Source organism: Geminocystis sp. NIES-3708, assembly GCF_001548095.1.
Classification (GTDB): domain Bacteria; phylum Cyanobacteriota; class Cyanobacteriia; order Cyanobacteriales; family Cyanobacteriaceae; genus Geminocystis.
The window spans coordinates 1,665,234-1,690,864 of the sequence record NZ_AP014815.1 but is presented as its reverse complement, the minus strand read 5'-3'; the positions used below and the strand labels follow the sequence as shown (position 1 = coordinate 1,690,864).

The window sequence follows — 25,631 nt, the reverse complement described above, 5'->3', positions numbered from 1 at the left end:
AGTATCAAGTACTCTCTGGGCTTCTTGTCGATTCTTGAAATCTTTGCAGTCACAATCAGTTTTTACCAATTAAGAGCAGGAGAAAATATTATTGTTACTATTACTGGTAATAATTTAGACAATGTAAGCTCGATCGTATTTCCTGATAATGAATTAATTTTAATTACTATTAAACAACAGGATAAGACAAAGATAATAACAGAATTTCAGGTATTACCAGAACATCCTCATCAACAATTAACAGAAATAATACTTAGTACAGATAAACCATACTTATTAGAATTAAGTCAAGCTATTGAGATTATCCAGAGAATAGTAATACCTGAATTTCCAGAGATTGAAGGATTCAAAGAAGCTGTTGAACTTATTTTACAAGGAAGACATGGACAACCAGAGGATTTTATTTATTGGTTAGCTCAACAAAAACCCCATTTACTGAGGGTAGAAGATAGTGATTTATTGGTAGAATTGGTTAATGATGGTATCCTGTTTGAACATCAGAAATCAGGCTCTCAACACTGTTATAGAATCATGCAGGATTTTGGGGTGGCGGTGTGTGCTGATGCGGTGGGATTAGGTAAAACTAGGTTAGCCTCCGCCGTAGCTAAACTTTACCAATATAATCAAGGACAAGTAAGAATAGCAATTATCGCCGCCAAGAAATTACATTCTAACTGGGAAAGAGAAATGAGAGAGTTAGGATTCAGAAAAGGCGATTACGAACTCTATAATAAAAACCTGATGAGTCGTAAAAATAGTAACTTCTTCGATGACTTTAACCGTTTTGGTGGTGCTGAATTAGTGATTATTGATGAAGTCCATGAGGGTATCAGAAACTATAATAACCGTATCCATAAAACTTGTTTACGCATTAGACAACAGGATATAGTTGATAACAGACAAAGATATTATTTACTGTTGACTGCTACCCCGTGGAATAATCGCAGAGAAGACATTTATAATATTTTATCACCTTTTTTAACTCGTCCAGAGGGATTCACTGATTTAGGATTTCCTTCAGAATTATCTCATTGGTTTAGTAATAGAGAAATAGGAGTAGAAAACTTTACTGATAATACCCCTATTTTTCGTAACGTTTACCGAGAGTTATTTTTGCAACGCACCCGTAAAATGTTGAGGGATGCCACCCCTGATTTAAACCTATACGCTAAGAGGATAGCAGAATGGTTACCCGTTGAATTTGAAACAGAAACAGAAACAGCTTTAGAACAGATATTCACTCAATTTGAGAATAGCTTATTTATCCCCTTTGCTGACCCTATCCGCTATTTTACTGATACTGTCGAGCAACGTTCTTTACTACGCAACCAACGGCGGATGTTCTTACAAAGAGCTGAATCTAGTATGTATGCACTAAGAAGAACTATTAAGAATTTTAGCGATCGCATTATACTATTACAGAGAAGATTAGAGAGTGTAACAGCTAACGGTGAAGGATTAAAGCAGTTTTTGTTATTACATTATGATTTTATTACTGAGAATGAGTTAAACCAAGATGAGTTAGAGGATAATTTACTTGACTTTGATAATTGGGAAGAAGGTTTTGAGGAAGATGAGGGGGAAGAAGAAACGGATAATAACCAAGAAGATAGCAGACAACAGTTAAAAACCAGTATCAATTTAGTGACTCATAATTTAACCGATGAAAGAGCGATCGATATTTATCAGAGAATGTTAACAGACTGTGATAGTGATTTAGAGCAATTAAGAGAAATTGAGAGTTTATTAAAGGATGAGTTTATTACTGACCACAAAAGAGAGATTGTTACCGCTAAAGTCCGAGAATTAGTTAAATCAGGTCACAAAGTATTATTAATTTCTACTTTTGCTGATACTGTTATTGATTACTACCGCTACATGGCACAAGATACGATTGATTATTACTTCTAAAGGTATTGGTATGGCAATGGGGGGTAATAAACGTTACTTTAACGATAATCAGATAGTTAAGGTAAATAAACATAATCTAGTCAAGAATCAGCGGGAGAAAAAAGGAATAACAAGATTAGAGTTATTTAGGTTATTTGCTCCCTCCGCCAACGCTAAAGGTAATAAACCATCTGCTGATGAAGAAATAGCTGTTTTAATCGGTTCTGAAACTCTCTCCGTAGGGCAAAATCTCCAAGATGCTGATTACACTACAGAATCAAAATTTATCTTCAAAATATTTTTATTCATAGTCTGATTCACCAACGCCGATTAATTTATTTTATTGATTAGAGGTATTTTATGACTGTTGGTGACTTAATAAAAGCGGACATTGATACTTTCTCAAAAAAAGTATAATTATTATTACTAGATTTTATTGAATTATAAAAAAAACGCTATCCCCCATTAAAAGATAAAAATATAGATTTAGATGTTACTGATAAAATAAATAAACAATCTTTTATTGGAATATGGAAAGATAGAGAAGATATGAAAAATAGCAGTGAATGAGTAAGACAAATTAGAAAATAAGAATGGTATTAATTAAATAATATACAAGCTATAATAGTAACTATTTAATTAATCAGGTAATTATTAAATAATATGACTTTTTGTGACGTAGTGGAAGCAGTTAAAAAACTATCTAATGAAGAAAAAAATGAGATAAAATCACTCATTGAACATTATTTAATCGAAGATAAAAGAGAAGAAATTTATCAGAATTATTTAATTAGTAAAGAAAACCATAAAGAAGGTAAATTACACTTTTCTTCAGACATAGATGAGTTAATGGAGTCTTTGGAAAATTAATGTTAGAAATAAGTTTTGATGAATCTTTTAAACGAGCTTATAAAAAAAGGATTAAAGGTAATATAAATTTAGAACAAAAATTTAGAAATAAACTGGAAATATTTAAAAATAATCCCTTTGATTCAAGATTAAAAACTCATAAACTATGCAGGAAAACTCAAAGATTTATGGAGTTTTAGTATTGAATATGATCAAAGAGTAGTTTTTTATTTCATTGATACAGATAAAATTGTATTTATTGATATAGGAAATCATGATCAAGTTTACTAAAATTTAAAATAATTTAATGTTAACAGGGTTAAAATTTATTGATTTATTCGCTGGAATTAGCAGTTTTCATCAAGCATTAAGTTATTATGGTGCTAAATGTGTTTTTGTTTCTGAATGGGATAAATATTGTCAGGAAATTTACTTAAAAAATTATGGTATTTTACCCGAAGGAGATATAACCATAATTCCCGAAAATGAGATACCTAGTCATGATATTTTGTGTGCAGGTTTTCCCTGTCAAGCCTTTAGTATTTCAGGGAAACAATTAGGATTTAATGATACTAGGGGTACTTTATTTTTTGATATAGTGAGAATTGCCCAATATCATCAACCGTCATTATTAATCTTAGAAAATGTGAAAAATTTTGCTAGGCATGATGAGGGAAAAACCTTAAAAGTTGTTGAAAATACGTTAGATGAGATTGGTTATGATGTTTTTTATCAAGCCTTAAATGCTTCTAATTTTGGTGTACCTCAAAAACGAGAAAGAATCTATATTTTAGGTTTTAGAAAAGATTTAAAGGTTAAAAAGTTTACTTTTCCTCATAGTTATGGTAAGGCAACAAGTTTAATCGATTTTTGTTTAGATGACTCAGAAACTAAGGATTTTATTATTAATAGAAATGATATAAAAATTAAGGAAAATTTAGAGATAACTAGAGATATTTTAGGCAATTATCCGCAAAAACCCATTAGAATTGGTACTATTAATAAGGGAGGGCAGGGGGAAAGAATTTATCATCAATTTGGTCATACTATCACTTTATCGGCTTATGGTGGTGGTATTGGGGCGAAAACGGGGATTTATTTAATTAATCGTAAAATTAGAAAATTAGCACCAAGAGAATGTGCGAGAATCATGGGGTTTGCTGATGATTTTATTATTAGTAATAGTAACAATATTGCTTATAAACAATTCGGAAATAGTTTGGTGGTTAATGTTTTAAAATCGATCATTGAAAATGTTTTAGAGATTAATCATTTATTTGCTGAATTGATTTTGTTATAATCTGATATATCTATGAAACTTATTTAGAGGTATTTTATTTCGATCTCAGACTTAATGAAAGCCAAAATTGATACTTTTCCTGAAGAAGTATAATTATTCTTACTAGATTTTATTGAATTATAAAAAACTTTATTCTTCATTAAAAAGCGAAAATATTGAAGTCACAGAAGATATAGATAAGGAATCTTTTATTAAAATGTTAAAAGATAGATAATATAAAAAGCAACATTAATTATGTCAGACAAAATACAAAGTAAGAATGGTAATAATTAAATGACTAAAAAAAAATTAATTGATACGGATATTTTAATCGATAATTTGAGAATTGTTTTGATATAACTCTATCAAAATATTTGTATCACTTAATATCATTTAGTTTTATCTAACGATGATTGTTTACTAATTGATTGGATCGAAATTTCCCTATCCTGTCATAAACCAGCTAAGGAAAAAAATCTCCTTAATATTGTTAAAAGATTCATCACAAATATGTTTTAATCTGTCTATTTGACTTCTAATAGTAGAATTATCTTGAATCAGATTTTCTTGATGATATTTTTCTTGATGATACTTTTCATAGTGTAATAATTCCTTTTGAAGACATAAGGGTATTTTTTCCAGCATTTCCAATATTTTAGTTTTTAATTCCATTTATTTTATTAATAAATATTACTTCTATTTTTTTATCTAAACCTAATATAAATTATTGATCACTGTCTAATCGTTTTTTGTAAGCAAGTTGAAAGTAAAATCGGTTTTTATTAAAGGTTAGATGACGAAGGCTTTTTATTGAGGTTTAGGGTATCATTTTTAATTATTTGGAATTAAATAATGTTTGAATTATGAAAAAGTTAGTTGTAGCCACAGGAAATGCGGGTAAACTTCGAGAAATACAGGGATATTTAAGGGAATTTAACATTGAATTGGCTTTAAAACCTTCAGAATTAGACATAGAAGAAACGGGGTTAACTTTTTTGGAAAATGCGATTCTTAAAGCCTCAGAAATCTCTAAAGCATTAAAACAATGGGCGATCGCCGATGATTCTGGTTTAATGGTAGATGCGTTAAATGGACAACCAGGTATTTTTTCTGCTAGATATGGTAAAACAGATCAAGATCGCATTACTCGTTTATTAAAAGAATTAGAAGGAGAAAATAATCGTAATGCCCAATTTGTTTGTGCTGTGGCTATTACCAATCCTGAAGGAGAAATAATCATTCAAACTGAGGGTATTTGTGCGGGGGAAATATTAACAGAAGCAAGAGGAAATAATGGTTTTGGCTATGACCCAATTTTTTTTGTGCCTGAATTTAACAAAACCTTTGCACAAATGTCACCAGAATTAAAAGCAAAAATAAGCCATCGGGGAAAAGCATTTACCAACTTAACACCTTTACTTAAATCTCGGCTTAAGTGAGAAAAAGAATAGACAAATGGACAGGTAGAGAATAAAGTTTTTATGATAAATAATGATAGAAATGTTAATTAAATAAAAGAAAATGACAGAAAAAGAAGTAATAGGGGTTGATTTAGGCGGTACGGCTATAAAGTTAGGCAGATTTCTCGAAAATGGTACTTGTTTAGAATCTGTTACTATTCCTACCCCCCAACCAGCTACCCCTGAAAGTGTTATTGATGCGATCGCCAATATAGTAATACAATTAAATTCCAATAAAAAAGCTGTAGCCCTAGGAATAGGTACACCAGGACCAGCGGACGCTCATGGCAGAATAACATTAGTTGCCATTAATTTATCAGGATGGAAAAATGTTCCTTTAGCCGATGAATTGGAAATCAAAACAGGCTTAAAAACTATCATCGCTAACGATGCCAACTGTGCTGGATTAGGAGAGGCATGGTTAGGGGCAGGAAAACATTATCAAAACTTGATTCTTTTAACTCTAGGTACAGGAGTTGGTGGTGCAATAATACTTAATGGTAAGTTATTTACAGGACATCTAGGATCAGCAGGAGAATTGGGTTTAATCACCCTTAACCCTGATGGACATAATTGTAATAGCGGTAATCAAGGATCACTTGAACAATATGTATCTGCTACAGCAATTTATCGAGATACAAATAAAACTCCTGCGGAATTAGGACAATTAGCAGAAAATAATAACATTGAAGCTTTGACATTTTGGCAAAATTATGGTAAGCAATTAGGGTCAGGATTAGCTAGTTTAATCTATATATTGACACCTGAAGCGATTATTATTGGCGGTGGTGTAAGTGCTAGTAGTCAATTTTTCTTGCCTTCCACTAAAGCAGAAATTAATCGTAGAGTTTTAGAAAGCTCTCGTATTAACTTAAGGTTGATGGTAGCAGAATTGGGAAATCAAGCGGGAATGGTGGGGGCGGCAAAATTGGCATGGCAATTGTGGGAAAGTAATTAACTAAGGGTTGCCGAAAAATTTTGAGTGTGAAGGTAGCAGTTAGGAAAAGAGAAGACTAGGAAAAATAAGGATAAACTAGGACGCATTTAACTTGCATTTTTTCAAACTAATGAAAATATCTCAAAATATTACCCATTGCCCATTGCCTATCTTCACCAATCAACTTAGATACGTCCGAGCTTAAACCTTTTTTTTATGGCTTTTTGGTTTATTTAATAACCCCTTAGTAATAAGTAATAGGTATATTAATTGATCCAAAGATAAGGATTTTCAAGATATACTTGTATAGTTAAAAATTCCTTCTTTGACAAAGTTTGAACGTAAATTATGGATAATCCTTCGGGTAACTCAGATTCTTCTATCAGTAAGGTAGTTACGGGAATATGGCAAAATATCCAAACTCAGTTACATTTTCCTACTTTAAAGCCGAATGCTAAAGTACAAGGAATTCATGTTAAAAATGGACAAGATAACTATACCTCTTTTTATCCATTATTAGGTGATCGCTATATTATAGGGAGAAGTACTAAAAGTTGTGATATAGTTATTCGTAGTGCAATTATCAGTCAAACTCACTGTGTAATCGAAAGAGATACTAATAATCCTGAACAGTTTATTATCCGAGACTTAAATTCAACTAACGGTGTTTATTGTGGCAATCAGCGTTATCAATCTTTAACCCTTCAGCATAACGATATTATCACCCTTGGACCGCCAGAATTAGCCGATGTGATTGAAATACGCTTTGATAAATGTCCTCCAAAGTCTTTGATTTTTGCTCGTTATGGTTTAATTGTGAGCGGTGTTAGCTTATTATTAATAATCGCTTGGCTCAACTTTGAATGGGCAAAATATGACGTTTATCCTATTCCTGATCATGTTGGGGGTTCAACGGTGGTGTATGGTGATGATGGTAAAACCCTACTTTCTCCTCGTATTGATTCCCCTCACCGAGAATTGGAAGATTTAAAAGAATTTTCTCCTGTTTTACCTCAAGCATTAATGGCATCAGAAGATAGTCGCTACTATTGGCATTTTGGGGTTGATCCTTTGGGCATTTTAAGAGCAATATTAATTAATAAACGAGAAGATGGACTTAAACAGGGTGCTAGTACTATAACACAACAATTAGCAAGAAGTATTTATCCTGACGTGGGGAGAGAAAATAATCTCGCTCGTAAACTACGGGAAATGATTGTAGCCTTGAAGCTAGAAACAGTTTACAGCAAAGATGAAATCATGAAAACTTACCTTAATCGAGTTTATTTAGGAGTAAACTTGTATGGTTTTGAAGACGCTGCACAATTTTATTTTGATAAATCTGCCAGAGATTTAGATATAGCTGAATCCGCTACCCTTGTAGCTATTTTACCTGCACCTAATGCCTATAATCCTGTGCAAGATTATGATACCGCCGTTAAATTACGTAACCGAGTCATAGAAAGAATGTTAAACGCAGGAATGATAACTAAAGATGAGGCTTCTGACGCTAGAAGATCAAGAATTTATATTAGCCCTAAAGCACAAGAAACTTTATCTAAAATTTTAGCACCTTATTATTATGGTCACGTTTTTCAAGAAATGAATCGCTTATTGGGAGATAATTTGACTCAGGAAGGAGATTTTATTATTGAAACAGCTTTGAATCCTAAAATTCAAGCTATTGCGGAAGAAAGTCTCAAAAATCATCTGAACTCTAACGGTAAACAAAATAATTTTTCTGAAGGTGCGATCGCCACTATTAAAGCTAAAAATGGAGAAATAGTTGCTTTAGTTGGTGGAAAAGACTATCGACAAAGTCAATTTAATCGTGCTACTCAAGCACAAAGACAACCAGGTTCAACTTTTAAGGTTTTTGCTTATACCGCAGCCTTAGAAGCAGGAATTTCAGCAAATAAGAGCTATTCTTGCAGTCCTCTTCGTTGGCAAGGATTTACCTATCGGGCTTGTGAAAGATCAGGAGGAGCGACAAATATGTATCAAGGTTTAGCTTTATCAGAAAATGCCATTGCCTTGAGAGTTGCGAAGGATGTTGGTTTAAATAAAGTAGTAGAAACAGCAAAAAAAATGGGAATAAAGTCAAACTTAAATCCAGTACCGGGTTTAATATTAGGACAAAGTGAGGTTAACGTTTTAGAAATGACGGGTGCTTATACGGCTTTTGCCAATCAAGGAATTTGGTCACGTCCTCACGCTATAAAAGTAATTCGAGATGGAAGAGATTGTGAAGATTACGAAAAACATAATACTTGTCGAGAAATTTACCGTTTTAATCAAAATAAAGATGAACAAAAACAAGCAATTAAGCCAAAAATTGCCAAAACAATGGATCAAATGTTGCAACAAGTAATTTCATCTGGTACGGGTAGAAGTGCTTACATAGGAAAAAATGAAGCGGGTAAAACAGGCACAACAAATAAAGGTGTTGATTTATGGTTTATTGGTTATGTTGCGAAGGATAATTTAGTGACTGGAATTTGGTTAGGGAATGATAATAATTCCGCCACCAATAGCAGTAGTGGACAGGCAGCGATATTATGGGGTGATTATATGAAAAAAATTTTATAAACTGAAGCACATCTAACTTTATTTAGAAAAGTAGAAAATAAGTAATATGTTAAAAAAATTTTTTTTCTGACATTAAAGTTTTTCAAATATGTATTGACTTAAGTTAATAAAGTAATTTCTTTGTTATTAGTTTTTGTTGAAATCTGTTAATTGTAAAAAATGATTGATACTCTTAATTATCTTTTCTTTTTCAGAAATATTACCTGTAAGATCGAGAGGAATTTCTAAACCTCGATGTAAAATAATTTTTGATTTTAAAATTTTATCTCCATCACTATCTTTTTCTTCCACTATTATAACTTCTTTAATTTCTCCTAATCCATATTGTTTTATTTTTGATTGGAATAGATTATCTTCTCTAATAAAAAACGTTCCGTTACCATTATTGAAGATACAATTAATTTGTCTAAAAAATGTTAATGAACCTAGCATTAAAGAACCACCAACCAACACAAAAATTCCACCAAAAGGATAGGCAAAAAGTCGATCATCTTGCTTAATTTTTAGAGAATTTTGAGTTTTATCAGTGATAAAATTATTAATTTTTTTTACTTGTTTTCGTTTATTTGTACTGCCTGAACTATATACTTCTGTTAAAGGAATTATTCCCTCAGATGTATTCAATTCAATGCGATAGGTATCTCCTTCATCTCCTCCACTGATTCCTAACTCTGTACTATATACTTGACCAATATCAATATTTTTTTTCCCCCTTAAACCTTCTCTGATTAATTGACAAGATATTTGTTGAAATTCTACTCGATTACATTGTAAAGTATTTAATGTTCCCATAAAGAAAATAACAGCTATTCCCGCACAAAAAAAAGGAGTTGCAAAAAGAAATAAGAATAATCTTCCTAAATAAAATTTACTATTCCCTAACTCTAATATTTGAGAGGTTTGTTTTTTGATTTTCATAGCTTTACTGAATAAAAATCTTTTGAAATTTGATTCTAATAATTAACCATATAACAAAATTTTTAAATTATTTATCAATAGCTCTTAAGTGTAATAATTTTTAGACCTATTTATCATTGATCAATAAAAATTAACAATAAAAATTGAACAAATAGGTTAATCTTTTATCCTAGTAGAATTTATATTTATATATTTGATTATGACACAACCAACAATTGAATCAATCTTACAAGAAAAACGTACTTTTACCCCGCCATCAGAATTTGCAGAAAAAGCACAGATTAAAAGTTGGACAAACTATCAATTATTATATCAACAGTCTATTAATAATCCTACGGAATTTTGGGCCGATTTAGCGGAAAAAGAATTAAATTGGTTTCAAAAATGGGAGCAAGTATTAGACTGGAGTAATCCTCCCTTTGCTAAATGGTTTGTCAATGGCAAAATTAATATATCCTACAACTGTTTAGACAGACATCTAATTACTTGGAGACGCAACAAAGCCGCTATTATTTGGGAAGGCGAACCCGGTGACAGTCGTACTTTAACCTATGCTCAATTGCATAGAGAGGTCTGTCAATTTGCTAACGTCATGAAGCAGTTAGGAGTCAAAAAAGGTGATATAGTGGCAATTTATATGCCCATGATTCCTGAAGCGGCGATCGCCATGTTAGCCTGTGCCAGAATTGGAGCGGTGCATAGTGTAGTATTTGGCGGTTTTAGTGCCGAAGCCTTGAGAGATAGAATTAACGCCGCATCCGCTAAATTAGTCGTCACCGCCGATGGTGGTTTCCGTAAAGATAAAATTGTAGCCCTTAAAGAGCAAGTGGACTTAGCCATTGCTGATAATCAAGCCCCCAATGTCGAAAACGTGTTAGTAGTACAACGCACGAAGGAAAAAGTCTCTATGGAAGTAGGTAGAGATCATTGGTGGCACGACTTACAAGCTGGAGTATCCGCCCATTGTGAAGCTGAAGCAATGGATAGTGAAGATATGTTATTTATTCTCTATACCAGTGGTAGTACAGGGAAGCCTAAAGGAGTTGTGCATACAACAGGAGGCTATAACCTTTACTCTCACATGACGACTAAGTGGATTTTTGATCTTCGTGACGATGATGTATATTGGTGTACTGCCGATGTGGGATGGATTACCGGGCATAGTTACATAGTTTATGGACCTCTTTCCAATGGTGCGACAACTGTTATGTATGAAGGTGTACCCCGTCCGTCTAATCTCGGTTGTTTTTGGGATATAATCGAGAAATACGGCGTAAATATATTTTACACTGCCCCTACCGCTATTCGTGCTTTTATCAAAATGGGCGAACATCACCCCAACGCTCGTGATTTATCATCTTTAAGGCTTTTAGGTACGGTGGGCGAACCCATTAATCCAGAAGCGTGGATGTGGTATCATAAGGTAATTGGTAAGGAAAAATGTCCCATAGTCGATACATGGTGGCAAACAGAAACAGGAGGAGTGATGATTACTCCTTTACCCGGTGCTACCCCCACAAAACCCGGCTCTGCGACCCATCCTTTTCCCGGCATCATGGCGGATATTGTGGATTTAGAGGGCAATTCTGTTGAGGATAACGAGGGCGGTTATTTGGTGATAAAACATCCTTGGCCCGGTATGATGAGAACAGTATATGGTGATCCTGACAGATTCCGTAACACCTATTGGGAGCATATAGCGCCGAAAGATGGAAAATATTTGTATTTTGCTGGGGATGGTGCAAGACGAGATGAAGACGGCTATTTTTGGGTAATGGGGCGTGTTGATGATGTGATTAACGTTTCGGGACACCGTTTAGGTACGATGGAGGTAGAATCGGCTTTAGTATCTCATCCTGCGGTAGCAGAAGCCGCCGTTGTTGGTAAACCTGATGAAATTAAAGGGGAGGAAATCTTTGCTTTTGTCACCCTCGAAGGTGATTTTATCCCTAGCGATGAGTTAGCGAATGAACTTAAAGCCCATGTAGTACAAGAAATTGGGGCGATCGCCCGTCCGGGAGAGATCAGATTTACTGATGGAATGCCCAAAACTCGATCGGGTAAAATTATGCGTCGATTATTGCGTAGCCTGGCTTCTGGGCAGGAAGTGACAGGAGACACTTCTACTTTAGAAGATCGTAGTGTCTTAGATAAATTAAGAGAGGGAGCATAATAAAAGTAGGTTGGGTGGAGGAAACAAAACCCAACTATTTGATAATGAAAATGATTTATATTACCATCATGAAGATTTATTTATGAAACCGAGGAGATCAATTTCTGATAATTATTAGGGTGAATTTATGCCAACTTCGCAACAATTAGAAGGTCTTTATCGAATTTGTTATTATTTAACTTATCGAGCTTTGCAACCAATTCACCTTATTTGTCTTGATGAAAGAACAGGTAATCTGTTTATTTTGGCAGGAGATGAGGAGAATATTGAGATGGAAATTACACCCATTGGGGAGGTGCTTTAATGTCTGATATTAATTATACTACAATGTCCGATGAGGCGTTAAAAAAATACTTTTTAGCACATAAAAATAATCCATCTGCTTTACACGCTTATTTAGACAGAAAAAATCAGCAACAGAGAAAAGTAATTACAAAAGTAGGTGATCCTGATTTCGACCTAAAAATAGAAAAGGCTATTCAAGCAAAGTTACAAAAACAGAAAAATCAAGGAGAAAAATAATCAATGATTCAATATACTATGCTAATTGAATGATCAGAAGAAGATCAACTTTTTTTAGTAACAATACCTGAATTTTCGGAAAAAAATGATGCCTTGTTGTCACGGTAAAACTCGTCAAGAAGCGATCGAACATGGAGAGGAAGTTATCGAAATGTATTTAGAAATATGGCAACAAGAAAGAGATATTATTCCTCAACCGAAAAATTTATAAGTTACCTAAATATAAAAGTTTGATTATAAGATTAAGCATTATTTATAATTAAGTTGAATCTTATTAAATCAAGTTTATACTTACCAGAAACTGTGAAATTATTTGTGTAACTATTATGAGTAAATGCCTTAATCCTGAATGTTTGGCAGAAAATGAATTAAGTGATAAAATGTGTCAAAAATGTGGTAATAAATTATTATTAAAAGAACGTTATAGAGCGGTAAAAATAATTGGACAAGGTGGTTTTGGTAGAACTTTTTTAGCTATTGATGAAGATAAACCATCTAAGTCTTATTGCGTAATAAAACAATTTTTACTCCAAGCTCAAGGCACAGATAATTTAGAAAAAGCATCGGAATTATTTGCCCAAGAAGCTCACCGATTAGACGAGTTAGGCAAACATTCTCAAATACCTGAATTATTAGCTTATTTTATTCAAGATAATCGTCAATATTTAATTCAACAATTTATTGAAGGACAAAATTTAAAGCAAGAATTAAACTCTCAAGGTAATTTTAATGAGCAGAAAATTAAGGCTTTATTAATAAATATATTAAATGTCTTAAAATTTGTTCATCAAAATAATATAATTCACCGAGATATTAAACCTGAAAATATTATTAGAAGAAGGGAAGATAACAATTTATTTTTAGTTGATTTTGGTGCTTCAAAAGTTGTCGAAAATAGTCGTTTATCCATCACTGCTACCGTTATAGGTTCGGCTCAGTATTGTCCTCCCGAACAATCTTTTGGGAAACCTCAATATTGCAGTGATTTATATAGTTTAGGGGTAACTTGCTTACATTTATTAACAGGAATTGAACCTTTTAATTTATTTGATATGGGAGAAGGTAATTGGGTTTGGCGTGATTATTTAAACAATAATTTTGTTAGTAATGATTTAGGAAATATTTTAGATAAATTGGTAGAATTTGCTTATAAAAAACGTTATCAATCTGTCGATGAAGTTTTTAATATTTTACTATTGAAAAAAGAGAGTGTATTAGATAAAATTCCGATACATAAAACTATAGAAAATAAGGTAAATAATACTATTAATACAAATAAAGACACCCTTAAATCAGGTGAATTTTTATCGGTAAATGAATTTTTAATATCTGCTAATGGTAATTATAGTCTAGTACTTCAAGCAGATGGAAACTTGGTATTATATAATTGTAGGTCTTCAAAAGCTATATGGGCTTCAGGTACAAATGGTAGAAAACCTATAAGTGCGGTTATGCAAGAAGATGGTAATTTTGTGATTTATTTTGATGGTTTTAATCCTTGGGCTTCTAATACAGCTAATAGATTAATTTCTCATCTCAAACTAGAAGATAATGGTACTGTAATTTTGTATAATAATCATTATTCTTTAACAATTATTTCTTAGCTTTAACTCTGGCAGAGGCGAGAAAAAGATTAGATATATAATATGAAAATTATTGATTTTGTTATTCATAAAATTGAATCAAAACCTAATCAGATCAAAATAAAAATTGATGGTTGACAATTAGGTTGAATTCAAGAAATACTAGGGATTAATTGTCAAGAAAAGACTCGCCTATAATTAATTAATGGAAAATTTAAAAATCACCTTAGAACAGGCTTTAGAATTTAATCCACAAGAAGCTATTAATTCGGCAGATGGTAGTTATTTTGAGGAAAAATTGCAGTTGTCATATAAGTTATATAAAAAGAAGTGAGCTTTTGCGTTATCTTCACTCTCAAGAATCTGAATTGTTGAGAGAAGGTGGTAATCATTGATGTTGGCATAATCCGTCTTAAAATAAACGATCAGCTATTCCCCGACATAATAAAATTCCTGATATTCTTGCTAAAAAAATTTGTAAAGATTTAGGGGTCATATTTTTAAAATAAGTGCGATCGCTTGTTCAGGAGAGATCCCATTTACGGTAAGGAGTGCCGAAAACTTGATAGGGTAAAATCATGTGCAGATTATTGCGTAGTTTAGCCTCTGGGCAGGAAGTAACAGGAGATACTTCTATGTTAGAAAATCGTAGTATATTAGATAAATTAAGAGAAGGAGCTTAAGTTGCTCTATTAGTAGGCTTTTTAGATAACCTTTAAATTTATAATAGTACAGTGGAGGCAATCTCATTTTACCGACTGTTGGACAATCAATAAAATTCAGGAATACTTTTACCGCAGTGATAAAATCATTTCTTACTTATTACTTATCATTTATTACCTACTTATGATCGCGCATCATTTTCACAAATTGCTCGAATAAATAATCAGCATCATGAGGACCAGGACTAGCTTCTGGATGATATTGTACGGAGAAAAAGGGTAAAGTTTTATGTTTGAGTCCTGCTACTGTGCGATCATTTAAATTTAGGTGAGTAATTTCTATATCAGCACCTAAAGATTCTTCTGTAACGGCAAAACCGTGATTTTGACTGGTTATTTCTACTTTTTGTTTTAACCCACAAGGTTGATTTAAACCTCGATGACCAAATTTTAATTTAAAAGTTTCCGCTCCTAATGATAAACCGAGAATTTGATGCCCCATACAAATACCAAAAGTTGGTTTTTTTGCTTCTAATAAAGCTTTTGCCGTTTCGATACCTTCTGCCACAGCAGAGGGATCTCCAGGTCCATTAGACAGAAAAATACCATCAGGATTATATTTAAGGATGTCTTCAGGAGGAGTGTTGGCAGGAACAACAACCACTTTACAACCATAACTAGCTAAACGACGTAAAATATTACGTTTAACTCCAAAATCAATAGCGACAACGGTGAATTTTTCTTCTTCTAAATTAGTACGATGACTAAATTCCCATTCTGTGGAGGTGGGTTCTGTCCATTCATAAATTTCTTTTGTACTAATCTCTTGAACAAGGTTTAAACCTGCCATAGAAGGTACTGCTTGAAGTTGAACGAGTAATTGGTCAGGATCTAGTATTTCACTAGAAATCACCCCATTCATTGCTCCTGATGAGCGTAAACGACGAGTTAAATCACGAGTGTCGATGCCATAAATTCCTACAATGTTATGTTGTTTTAAATAGTCTGGTAATGATTGAGTTGATCGCCAGTTACTCGGTTTTTCTGTAATGTTACGGGCAATAACTCCTTTGATATGAGGTTTCGCAGATTCTTCATCTTCAGAGTTGACACCCGTATTACCTAATTCAGGATAAGTAAAAGTAACTATTTGACCAGAATAACTAGGATCTGTCATGACTTCTTGATAACCTGTCATGCCTGTGTTGAAAACGACTTCTCCGAAAGTTGTACCTTTTGCACCAAAAGCATAGCCTTCATAAGATGTACCATCGGCTAAAACTAATAATGCAGGATTAAAACGCAAGATAGACATAAGTAAGAGAAATAAATTTTATTTGAGATAATGCAATTAGGTCACTTTATCTGAGGTTCAGATTAAATATACTAATAAGCAATGTACATTAAAATTAGCTGATAGTGATACTCTTATTTGAGCTATTCTTGACAAATAGCACTAACATAAGTCACATTAATAATGGCTAGATTAGTTTGAGTTTGACTACATTAACGAGTAAGGTTGAGATTATGAGTCCGAGAAAATTGTCTGATGGCGATCGCCAAGAAATCTTAGAACTATATCGCAACACAGAAGAAACTACTTCAACTTTAGCGGTACGTTTTGGGGTGAGTAGTTCTACAGTTAGTCGTTTTCTCAAAATCAGTTTATCGGATTTAGAATATGAAGATTTGATACAAGAAAAACGTCTTGCTCGTACTACCAGAGGCTCGGGGGAAACAGAAAATCAAGCACAATTAAACTTAAACTCAACAACAGAAGTAGAAACACAAACATTATTATCAGAGATTATTCCTGAAACACAGGTAAGTATTAATCCGACATCGGAAATTCCTCCTGTAGAAGAAACTGTTATACAAGAAGAAGAAAACCTTATTTTAGAGGTTTGTGTTCAAGAAGATTCCATCTCAGAAGTTTCCATTAATATTAATAAACCTATCATAAAAAACAGTCCAAAAACAGATAAAGAATCAAATAATATTTTATTTGAACCAGAAGAAGTCGTTACACCTCCATTTGAAGAAGAAAATATAATTGACGATACACAAATAGAAGAAGAAGGAGAATTAGACGAAGAAGATAATCTCGAATCCGTTAATGCTTTAGCCGCAATGTTTGGTGAGGATATGGAAGATGAGGATGATGAAGATGATGAGGATGATGAAGATGATGAAGATGAAATTCAACCCATCACAAAAAAACATATTACCTCTGAACTATTACAAGTCTTACCTTTAGCAAAAGCAAATTTTCCTAAAGTTTGTTATCTTGTGATTGATCGTTATTCAGAATTAATTACTAAACCCTTGAGAGAATTTGCTGATTTAGGTAAAATACCCGGACAAGAAACTCAACAACGCACTTTACCAGTATTTGATAATCATCGAGTCGCTAAACGATTTTGTGATCGTAAAGGAAAAGTGATAAAAGTGCCAGATGGCAGAATTTTACAAAAAACCTCATCATTTTTACAGGCTAAGGGTATCAGTCGTATTCTGATTGATGGCAAAATTTATTCTTTAGTTTAAAATAATCTTGGTAGTGTTTGAAATTTTCGACTTTTTCAGTAAATCCTAATTAATTTCGATGGTTGTTTTCATGATAAATTCTTGCACCAGCCCATTGTAGTTTTTCTCGTAGGGTTTTATAAAAAGAATGGGATTCTCTCAAGATAATAAATTGGGCTTGACAATCTGCCATTTGTATACTTACCCACTGCCCTGGCCATATTGAAGTTGCTAACACTCCATCCATCCATAATTTATTATTTAATTCATAATCTCCTAATGTCCAAATACTTACAACAGAGCGAGGAGGTAATAATAAAGGGCGACTGGATAAACTTAAAGGACATATGGGCGTAACCGCAATAGCACTCATTCCAGGGTGTATAATAGGACCATTAGCTGATGCAGTATAACAAGTTGAGCCTGTGGGAGTAGAGACAATTAAACCATCTCCATGATATTGATCAACTACTTCTCCATCTACCTCCATTTCAAGCATAGCAGTGGGCATTCGATCTAAACAGGCTGGTTTAACGCACATCTCATTTAAGCAGAAAAAGCGATCGCTAACAGGTTCAATATCTTTTTTGTTTCTTTCCCAAATTTGAGCTTCTAACATCATGCGTCTTTCTACCGCATAGAAATCATTTTCGAGACGATGCCAAAGATTTTCTGTGTCTTGAAATAAGGAAAAAGGTTCAGTTAAAAAGCCCAAATGTCCCCCCACATTCACCGCTAAAATAGGTATTCTTTCGGGGGATAAATGACGAGCAGCGGCTAAAATAGTACCATCACCACCTAAAATAATCCCTAAATCAATTTTTTGGGTAGCAGAAGCTAAAAAGACAGGATAAGGATTATCTTTTATGCCACTAGGACCTAATAATACCTTACATTTACGGACTTCTAATTCCTTAGCACATCTTTCCGCCCACTTTTTACTATTTTTATCCCCTGCTTTATAGGCAATAATTACTTGTTCAAGCTGCACAATTTTTATAGTGTAATTTTCCTTATTTTAGTATAGTCGGTAAGGGAATAATTTTATTTTACTAAAGATTGGTAATGAAGAATCGTCAATTAGCAATGCTTTTTATAATATTTATTTTCTTTTTTGCTACTCTCGTTTTTATGAGTTTTTTATCTCAAATTCAAGCTTCTCAAGTATCTTTTCGGAGTCATCAATAGCCGATGAGATATTATTTCCCTCATAATAGTTATATTCTTATTCTAAAGCCGACTGGGCGATGGCAACTGTAACAGCTCCTTTTTCGCCTTCTCGATGAACAATTTGTTTAGAGACGATTAAATTAGCTGATTTTAATCGATTTTCGATGAAATTAAATGATAAAGCAGCTTTTAAAGCAGAAGCCTCTGCAATGCTACGAGTTCCAACTTCTTGGTTAACTATAGCTGATGGATTGGGTACAGAAATTTGATTTAATTCTTCAGCCGTGAAAATGCTTAAAGGTAGATGCCACTTATCAGCTAAAGCTAAAATACCCACTTCACTGCTTTTTATATCAATGGTAGCTAAAGAGGCGATGGCTTTTCGTTCCAAGTTATACTTATTTAAAACTTCAGTGACAGCAGATTCAATAAGGGAAAATGAAGTATTTTTTTGACAACCAATACCTACCCATAAAACACAACAATGCCTAATAATAGAGGGAATATTAATATTTGGAGTTTTTTGTAGATGAATATAAATCATTGCTTTTAAGTCTAGTTGATGAGCAATTAATTCAGTTAATTTATCAATATTAGCTTGATGTTCTTTTAATAAGCTAATCACAGATTAATTCTCAAAATCAATAACGATAATAGTGAGATCATTTTTTTATTTGTCAACAACGGAAAGATTAAACATATTACTCCGCCAACAGTTAAATTAAAAATAATTCCTTGATAATTTTCGCAAATATTTTTTTAATGTTCTTTTAAAGAATTATCGTAATATTGAGCCATTAATTGATTATTTTCTAATTTTTTAGCCAACCATAAAGTTTCTTCTGTAATTTGACTCAAAGATTCAAGTTTAAAAATATTATCTTCAGTAGCAGTAATTAACTACTTGGGCAAAATTAATTATATATAGGCAATGAGTTTAAACTTATTGTTATTAAGAGCTTTGTAAAAATAAAATTCACAATTGAAAGTGTAAGGGTTGAAAATAAAAAAATAATCGATATTACTTACAAATAATTAATACTTGACAGTTCTAAAGATAAAAAAAACATTGAACAATAACCATCTCAAGTTAATATTACTTAATAAAGCTATTATTAAATTAGAATTTTCATTTTCACCCCTCAAAAATAGACATGATTGGAGAATTATCCCAAGCCAACGAAATATTCCATCTTATTGCCTTTCTTGTTGCTATGAATGTTGTATTGTGGAGCACCCCAATAGTCAAGAGTATTGGCTTAAGAAGTGGTCATGTAGATAAACCAGATGCCAGAAAAGTACATCGGAAACCCATCGTACGCATTGGAGGGGTAGCAATTTTTGCCGGAACAACCGCAGGTTTATTAGTGGTATGGTGGCTAGGAGGATTTGGCATATTATCTCCGGAAAAAGATGCAGAAATTTGGGGTGTAACCATTGGTGCTATTTTTTTCTTTTTTATTGGTTTAGCAGATGATTTATTTAACTTATCCCCTTCCTCTCGTTTAATAATGCAATCGATCATTGCTGGTTTTGCATGGTATAAGGGAGTAAGAATTGAATTTTTTACCCTTCCTTTTGGTGAATTAATCAACCTGAATATGTGGTGGTTAAGTCTTCCCATTACTATTATTTGGTTAGTAGGAATGGTAAATGCTATCAATTGGATTGATGGTTTAGATGGATTAGCCGCAGGGGTGTGTGGTATCGGTGCAGTCGTTATGTTAATAGTTAGTTTGTTTATGAATCAACCAGCCGCTGCATTATTAGCCGCTGCATTAGCTGGAGGAGCACTAGGATTTTTAAAATATAACTTTAATCCTGCTGAAATTTTTATGGGGGATGGTGGTGCTTATTTTATGGGTTTTATGTTAGCTGGTGTTGGGGTGATTGGTTTAGCGAAAACTGCCGCCGTTACTGCTGTGATTTTACCTTATATTATTCTTGCTGTACCGATTTTGGATATGTCTTGGGTAATTATATCCCGTGTCATGCAGGGAAAATCTCCTTTTTTAGCCGATAAACGTCACTTACATCATCGTCTTTTAGATGCAGGAATTTCTCAACGTTTAACCGTTTTATTTATTTATTCATTAACTCTTTGGGTAGGTAGTTTTGCCTTAGTTTTTTCAGGATTTCCTAGTGGAGGAGTATATGCTTTCGGTGCAACGATGTTATTGATTTATACGGCTTGGCAAGTTTGGCGTAATCGTAAGGTTGATGCAAACACTAATGATTAATCTACATTGTTTTTTAATTAAATTTTAATTATATTTCAAAAAGTAATTGCATATTCACAAATAATGATCTATTATGTAAAATAACTCACAAGTCAAACCCTTATGGAATAGTGAAAACAAGTAGTTTTCTCAATAAATCAAAATCCTTTGTCAAAAAACTGTTGGCAAATTCTCCATTAAACATCATGCCGTCCTTCCGTTCTTCTCCTACTTGGGTGTACGGTACTGAACAGCCTCCAGAGTTTTACGATGAAAAGTTTTTAGAACAAGACTATTTACGAAAACATTATACGCAATCAGGATATTATTCTTTATGGTCAATTATTGCAGATCGCATAAGACTAAAAAAAATTAACTCTCTGTTAGATGTTGGTTGTGGAACTGGTCAAATGGGGCTTTTTTTGTTTGATCAGGGATTACCAAATTATTTGGGGTTTGACTTTAGCCCAAAACGGGTTGACTACGCCAAAAAACTTTGTCCAAACTTACAATTTTTAGTTGCGGATGCTTTTGAGACAGATTTGTTTGATATTTATAACTATGATGCTATTCTTTGTACCGAGGTTCTAGAGCATGTAGATAAAGACCTTGAAATAATTCAAAAAATCCGTCCTGAAACTCGTTTTTATGGAACCGTGCCTAATTATCCAGCCACAGGTCACGTTAGACATTTCAAGAGTGTACAAGAAGTTTTAGCAAGATATGAAACTTATTTTTATTCACTCGACGTAGCTGAACATCTTATCAGTTTAAATGGTAACAAAATCTATATCATGGATGGAATAAAAAATTAAGATGTAATCTTTTGTTACTAAAAAAAAGAGATTAAACAATAGACTTGTGAAAGAAGTTTCCTAATAAGTAATAGTAATACGATTTCCTCTTGTTGATTTTTTCTTTTTACCAAAATATTTTTACAAGTAAACTCTTAATATAAGTTTTTTAAATAAGTATAATAACTTATAAAATTATCTTTTTTTTCTATATGTAAAGAAATATATAGTAAGTAACGTTTTAATGGTAAAAACAAAAAATAGGTCACTTACCATATCCTTAAGAAGATAGATAAGTCAAAGGGATAAACATTAGTTAAGTTAATAAAAATCAGAAAAAATAGTAATCAAAAATAGTCGAAAAAAAATTATTCTTTATGCAAAACTTGATCCCCTTCATGATAAGATTGAAACTCGAAAAGTAAAAAGCTTAAAACTAACTTCCAGTTTATAGAAGTTATTAAAAATAAAGCCATAAAGAAAATTTATATATTTGGAGGAAACGACAAATGGTACAAGCTGGATCCAAAGGTGGATTTAAAGCTGGTGTACAGGACTACCGCCTGACTTATTACACCCCTGACTATACCCCTAAAGATACTGATTTATTAGCCTGTTTCAGAATGACTCCTCAACCCGGAGTTCCCCCTGAAGAATGTGCAGCGGCGGTGGCAGCTGAGTCCTCTACTGGTACTTGGACTACTGTTTGGACCGATGGTTTAACCGACTTAGATCGTTATAAAGGTCGTTGTTACAACGTTGAGCCTGTACCCGGCGAAGATAATCAATATTTCGTATTTGTTGCTTATCCTTTAGATTTATTTGAAGAAGGTTCTATCACTAACGTTTTAACCTCTTTAGTTGGTAACGTATTTGGATTCAAAGCTCTTCGTGCATTACGTTTAGAAGATATTCGTTTCCCTGTTGCTTTAATCAAAACTTATCAAGGTCCTCCTCACGGTATTACTGTTGAACGCGACATTTTAAACAAATATGGTCGTCCTCTCTTAGGTTGTACCATTAAACCTAAATTAGGTTTATCAGCTAAAAACTATGGTCGTGCAGTTTATGAGTGTCTTCGTGGTGGTTTAGACTTCACCAAAGATGACGAAAACATTAACTCTCAGCCTTTCATGCGTTGGCGTGATCGTTTCTTATTTGTACAAGAAGCTATCTCCAAAGCACAAGCTGAAACCAATGAAATGAAGGGTCACTACCTCAACGTTACTGCAGGTACTTGTGAAGAAATGATGAAACGTGCTGAATTCGCTAAAGAAATCGGTACTCCTATCATTATGCACGACTTCTTTACTGGTGGTTTCACTGCTAACACTACCCTCGCAAGATGGTGTCGTGATAACGGTTTATTACTCCACATTCACCGTGCAATGCACGCAGTAGTTGACCGTCAGAAAAATCATGGTATTCACTTCCGTGTTTTAGCTAAATGTTTACGTCTATCTGGTGGTGATCATTTACACTCTGGTACTGTTGTCGGTAAATTAGAAGGTGATCGCGCTGTAACTTTAGGTTTCGTTGACTTAATGCGTGAAGATTACGTTGAAGAAGATCGTTCTCGTGGTGTATTCTTTACCCAAGATTATGCTTCTTTACCCGGTGTAATGCCTGTTGCTTCTGGTGGTATCCACGTATGGCACATGCCCGCATTGGTTGAAATCTTCGGTGATGATTCTTGTTTACAATTCGGTGGTGGTACTTTAGGACACCCATGGGGTAATGCACCTGGTGCAACCGCTAACCGTGTAGCTTTAGAAGCCTGTGTTCAAGCTCGTAACGAAGGTCGTTCTTTAGCTCGTGAAGGTAACGATGTTCTTCGTGAAGCAGGTCGTTGGAGTCCTGAGTTAGCTGCGGCTCTTGAACTTTGGAAAGAAATTAAGTTCGAGTTTGACACCGTTGATACTCTCTAAATTTTAGTAATCAGTAGGGGCGTAATATATTACGCCTGTACAGAAGTCAGGAAAAATAAGTATTAATAGTAATTAATGAACAAAAATTCTTAAGATAAAGAGAATAATGAAATTATTAATTGAGTAATTGTACTTATTATTAAAATTCTGATAACTGAAAACTGATATTTACTAAAATTTATGACTTATAAACAAGTCGTTAAGGATACGGCAAAGGTTTTGCAAAGTTATCTCACTTATCAAGCCGTAAGAGTCATTATTGAACAACTCTCGGAAACTAACCCCGGACAAGCTATTTGGCTTAGTGATTATAGCGATCGCAAAAAAGTTCAAGATAGTGACTTCTATATCAATAATTTGATGAAAGAAAACAAAGAGTTAGTATTAAGAATTCTTACAGTAAGACAAGATTTAGCAGAGCAAATTGTGGAATTTTTACCAGAAATGGTAAAGACAAATATCGAACAATCTAATATGGAACACCGCCGTCATCTTTTAGAGCGTTTAACCCAAACTCAATCTTCTTCATTAACGTCATCTTCTGTAGATGAACCAAATCTAGAATCTAATCAATCAGAAAACAAGGAAGAATAAAAAATGCAAACTTTAGGAAAAGAGCGTCGTTACGAGACCTTATCTTATTTACCTCCTTTAACCGATCAACAAATCGTTAAACAAGTTCAGTACTTATTAGATCAAGGATTTATTCCTGCCATCGAATTTGAAAAAGATCCTTTACCTACTGATCACCACTGGACTTTATGGAAATTACCTTTATTTAATGCTTTCTCTCCCCAAGAAGTATTAAATGAAGTTCGTGAATGTAAAGCACAATATTCCGATTCTTATATCAGAGTTATTGCTTTTGACAATCTCAGACAGTGTCAAACTGTTAGTTTCATCGTTCACAAACCTAACGCAAGTCGTTTCTAAGATTAATCTTTAAATCTTAAATTAATGATGGGGTGGGCTTTATTGTCTGCCCTGTTTTTTTTGAAAGAGAATGAATGAAAAAGATGTCTTATAAATGTGAATGTTTACTGTTCCATGTTTGAATAATAATTAGCAACAGTGCAACAATTAAAGGGACAAAAAAATAGACTATACGATAAGCAATTAATCCCCCTAACATATCGGCGGCACTAACTGATTCAGGACGTAAATATAAAATTACAGTTTCAAATACCCCTAATCCACCCGGTACATTACTAATAAATCCTGTGGTTAAAGCTACAATATAAATACCGAAGAAACCAATAAAAGATAAATGGGTATCAACTGGTAATAATAAATAAAGTACTGAAGCGGCGATACCCCAATCAAAAGCAGTAACAAGAATACTGGCGAATGAGATAACGGGTTTTGGAAAAGTTATTTCATCTTCACCAAATTTTAAAGAATGTTTAATGGTGACACTAACAATAAAATAGATTAATACTAAAAATAAAAAAATAAATCCCAATGGGTGTATCGATTTAAAAGGTAGTTTGATAACAGCGGGTAAGGTTAAGGGATCTAATAAGCATACAATACCACTGACACTAAATAATCCTAACCAAAAAGTTAGATGAGTAAAAACGATTAATTCCGCTATCTTTATTTTAGAGATACCCCATAAACCATAATAGCGATAACGGATAGCAGTACCAGAAAAAGCGGTGAAGCCAACTGTATTACCAACTGCATAACTAATAAAGGCGGTAAAAGCTATTTTTAGAGGTGCTAATTTTTGCTGAATGTGAGCAAATCCAAGTAAGTCATATCCTGTCATTAATCCGTAACCTAATATTGTCATCAATAATGCGGTTATTTTATGCCAACGGGGAATATTTTGTAAGTATAACCATACTGATTCTATACTGTATTTTTTTAATTCAGAGACGATGGCTATGATTGATACCGAGAATAAAATCAAGACAAAAACAATCGGAATTAATTGACGAATTTTTTTACTCATAAAATATTGAATCTAAAATATATCTAATTAGAATGATGAGAGTCAGCAATGGGCAATAGTAAACTGAGTAAGAGTTTTAAAAATTTTTATTAATTTTAAAAGATTCTAGTTAAATACGTTTTAGCTTATTAAAAAATCTTACTAATTGTTAATTATTAATTGTTAATTATTAATT

The 25,631-nt window shown here is 33.1% G+C and carries 25 protein-coding genes; 19 read left to right on the top strand and 6 right to left on the bottom strand.

What is annotated here, in order from left to right:
- Nucleotides 1-24 precede the first annotated feature (24 nt).
- The 4 genes from GM3708_RS07430 to dcm all read left to right on the top strand — a co-directional run bounded on the left by GM3708_RS07430 (nt 25) and on the right by dcm (nt 4,039).
- Nucleotides 25-1,911: a hypothetical protein gene (locus GM3708_RS07430; protein WP_066345284.1), complete on the top strand. Its 1,887-nt coding sequence runs from the start codon at nt 25-27 to the stop codon at nt 1,909-1,911.
- On the top strand, nt 1,895-2,206 hold the full coding sequence (locus tag GM3708_RS07425; RefSeq protein WP_066345282.1) for a hypothetical protein: 312 nt from the start codon (nt 1,895-1,897) through the stop codon (nt 2,204-2,206). The genes GM3708_RS07430 and GM3708_RS07425 overlap by 17 nt, the downstream gene beginning before the upstream one ends.
- Before the next feature lie 347 nt (nt 2,207-2,553).
- Nucleotides 2,554-2,760, top strand: a complete 207-nt coding sequence (locus tag GM3708_RS07420) for a hypothetical protein (RefSeq protein ID WP_066345281.1) — start codon at nt 2,554-2,556, stop codon at nt 2,758-2,760.
- A gap of 286 nt (nt 2,761-3,046) precedes the next feature.
- Entirely contained in the window at nt 3,047-4,039 is a 993-nt protein-coding gene (gene dcm / locus GM3708_RS07410; protein WP_066345279.1) for a DNA (cytosine-5-)-methyltransferase, read from the top strand.
- A gap of 423 nt (nt 4,040-4,462) precedes the next feature.
- On the opposite strand, the gene GM3708_RS07405 is transcribed toward dcm, so the two are convergent.
- Nucleotides 4,463-4,690 carry a hypothetical protein gene (locus GM3708_RS07405; RefSeq protein WP_066345276.1) on the bottom strand — a complete coding sequence of 76 codons (228 nt, stop codon included), beginning with the start codon at nt 4,688-4,690 and terminating at the stop codon, nt 4,463-4,465.
- Nucleotides 4,691-4,881: 191 nt separating this feature from the next.
- Between GM3708_RS07405 and rdgB the strand changes: the two genes are divergently transcribed.
- From rdgB to GM3708_RS07390, 3 genes are all read left to right on the top strand, one after another.
- Entirely contained in the window at nt 4,882-5,457 is a 576-nt protein-coding gene (gene rdgB, locus GM3708_RS07400) for an RdgB/HAM1 family non-canonical purine NTP pyrophosphatase (RefSeq protein WP_197671695.1), read from the top strand.
- An 82-nt stretch (nt 5,458-5,539) separates the two neighbouring features.
- On the top strand, nt 5,540-6,436 hold the full coding sequence (locus GM3708_RS07395; RefSeq protein WP_066345273.1) for an ROK family protein: 897 nt from the start codon (nt 5,540-5,542) through the stop codon (nt 6,434-6,436).
- 327 nt (nt 6,437-6,763) lie between these two features.
- Entirely contained in the window at nt 6,764-9,004 is a 2,241-nt protein-coding gene (locus GM3708_RS07390; RefSeq protein WP_066345271.1) for a PBP1A family penicillin-binding protein, read from the top strand.
- 126 nt (nt 9,005-9,130) lie between these two features.
- Here the strand turns inward: GM3708_RS07390 and GM3708_RS07385 are convergent, their stop codons facing one another.
- Nucleotides 9,131-9,922 carry a hypothetical protein gene (locus GM3708_RS07385; protein ID WP_066345270.1) on the bottom strand — a complete coding sequence of 264 codons (792 nt, stop codon included), beginning with the start codon at nt 9,920-9,922 and terminating at the stop codon, nt 9,131-9,133.
- Nucleotides 9,923-10,121: 199 nt separating this feature from the next.
- On the opposite strand from GM3708_RS07385, the gene acs reads away from it, so the two are divergent.
- From acs to GM3708_RS19620, 6 genes are all read left to right on the top strand, one after another.
- Nucleotides 10,122-12,095: an acetate--CoA ligase gene (gene acs / locus GM3708_RS07380; RefSeq protein ID WP_066345269.1), complete on the top strand. Its 1,974-nt coding sequence runs from the start codon at nt 10,122-10,124 to the stop codon at nt 12,093-12,095.
- 127 nt (nt 12,096-12,222) lie between these two features.
- Nucleotides 12,223-12,399 (top strand): DUF6888 family protein, encoded by a 177-nt coding sequence (locus GM3708_RS18835; protein ID WP_173644999.1) that lies wholly within the window; start codon nt 12,223-12,225, stop codon nt 12,397-12,399.
- On the top strand, nt 12,399-12,617 hold the full coding sequence (locus GM3708_RS07375) for a DUF6887 family protein (RefSeq protein WP_066345267.1): 219 nt from the start codon (nt 12,399-12,401) through the stop codon (nt 12,615-12,617). The genes GM3708_RS18835 and GM3708_RS07375 overlap by 1 nt, the downstream gene beginning before the upstream one ends.
- An 85-nt stretch (nt 12,618-12,702) precedes the next feature.
- Nucleotides 12,703-12,828, top strand: a complete 126-nt coding sequence (locus GM3708_RS19625) for a type II toxin-antitoxin system HicB family antitoxin (RefSeq protein WP_255358430.1) — start codon at nt 12,703-12,705, stop codon at nt 12,826-12,828.
- A 115-nt stretch (nt 12,829-12,943) separates the two neighbouring features.
- Nucleotides 12,944-14,221: a protein kinase domain-containing protein gene (locus GM3708_RS07365; RefSeq protein WP_066345266.1), complete on the top strand. Its 1,278-nt coding sequence runs from the start codon at nt 12,944-12,946 to the stop codon at nt 14,219-14,221.
- Between the two features lie 184 nt (nt 14,222-14,405).
- The gene (locus tag GM3708_RS19620; RefSeq protein WP_255358429.1) at nt 14,406-14,534 is read left to right on the top strand and encodes a hypothetical protein; all 129 of its coding nucleotides are present in this window, start codon (nt 14,406-14,408) and stop codon (nt 14,532-14,534) included.
- A gap of 506 nt (nt 14,535-15,040) precedes the next feature.
- On the opposite strand, the gene carA is transcribed toward GM3708_RS19620, so the two are convergent.
- Nucleotides 15,041-16,177 carry a glutamine-hydrolyzing carbamoyl-phosphate synthase small subunit gene (gene carA / locus GM3708_RS07360; RefSeq protein WP_066345265.1) on the bottom strand — a complete coding sequence of 379 codons (1,137 nt, stop codon included), beginning with the start codon at nt 16,175-16,177 and terminating at the stop codon, nt 15,041-15,043.
- 212 nt (nt 16,178-16,389) lie between these two features.
- Between carA and GM3708_RS07355 the strand changes: the two genes are divergently transcribed.
- Nucleotides 16,390-17,409 (top strand): hypothetical protein, encoded by a 1,020-nt coding sequence (locus GM3708_RS07355; protein ID WP_066345264.1) that lies wholly within the window; start codon nt 16,390-16,392, stop codon nt 17,407-17,409.
- Nucleotides 17,410-17,458: 49 nt separating this feature from the next.
- Here GM3708_RS07355 and GM3708_RS07350 read toward each other — a convergent pair whose 3' ends face one another.
- Both GM3708_RS07350 and GM3708_RS07345 read right to left on the bottom strand, forming a co-directional pair.
- The gene (locus GM3708_RS07350) at nt 17,459-18,379 is read right to left on the bottom strand and encodes an NAD(+) kinase (protein WP_066345263.1); all 921 of its coding nucleotides are present in this window, start codon (nt 18,377-18,379) and stop codon (nt 17,459-17,461) included.
- A 234-nt stretch (nt 18,380-18,613) separates the two neighbouring features.
- Nucleotides 18,614-19,183, bottom strand: a complete 570-nt coding sequence (locus tag GM3708_RS07345) for a cobalamin biosynthesis protein (RefSeq protein ID WP_066345262.1) — start codon at nt 19,181-19,183, stop codon at nt 18,614-18,616.
- 529 nt (nt 19,184-19,712) lie between these two features.
- On the opposite strand from GM3708_RS07345, the gene GM3708_RS07340 reads away from it, so the two are divergent.
- The 5 genes from GM3708_RS07340 to GM3708_RS07320 all read left to right on the top strand — a co-directional run bounded on the left by GM3708_RS07340 (nt 19,713) and on the right by GM3708_RS07320 (nt 24,432).
- Nucleotides 19,713-20,798 (top strand): glycosyltransferase family 4 protein, encoded by a 1,086-nt coding sequence (locus GM3708_RS07340; protein ID WP_066345261.1) that lies wholly within the window; start codon nt 19,713-19,715, stop codon nt 20,796-20,798.
- 110 nt (nt 20,799-20,908) lie between these two features.
- Nucleotides 20,909-21,592, top strand: coding sequence for a bifunctional 2-polyprenyl-6-hydroxyphenol methylase/3-demethylubiquinol 3-O-methyltransferase UbiG (locus tag GM3708_RS07335; protein ID WP_144439291.1), 684 nt, complete (start codon nt 20,909-20,911; stop codon nt 21,590-21,592).
- A gap of 488 nt (nt 21,593-22,080) precedes the next feature.
- Nucleotides 22,081-23,499, top strand: a complete 1,419-nt coding sequence (locus GM3708_RS07330; RefSeq protein ID WP_066345258.1) for a form I ribulose bisphosphate carboxylase large subunit — start codon at nt 22,081-22,083, stop codon at nt 23,497-23,499.
- 180 nt (nt 23,500-23,679) lie between these two features.
- Nucleotides 23,680-24,093 carry a RuBisCO chaperone RbcX gene (rcbX, locus tag GM3708_RS07325; protein WP_066345256.1) on the top strand — a complete coding sequence of 138 codons (414 nt, stop codon included), beginning with the start codon at nt 23,680-23,682 and terminating at the stop codon, nt 24,091-24,093.
- Nucleotides 24,094-24,096: 3 nt separating this feature from the next.
- Nucleotides 24,097-24,432 carry a ribulose bisphosphate carboxylase small subunit gene (locus tag GM3708_RS07320; protein WP_066345255.1) on the top strand — a complete coding sequence of 112 codons (336 nt, stop codon included), beginning with the start codon at nt 24,097-24,099 and terminating at the stop codon, nt 24,430-24,432.
- 88 nt (nt 24,433-24,520) lie between these two features.
- On the opposite strand, the gene GM3708_RS07315 is transcribed toward GM3708_RS07320, so the two are convergent.
- Nucleotides 24,521-25,456, bottom strand: coding sequence for a UPF0104 family protein (locus GM3708_RS07315; protein WP_066345254.1), 936 nt, complete (start codon nt 25,454-25,456; stop codon nt 24,521-24,523).
- Nucleotides 25,457-25,631: the final 175 nt, after the last annotated feature.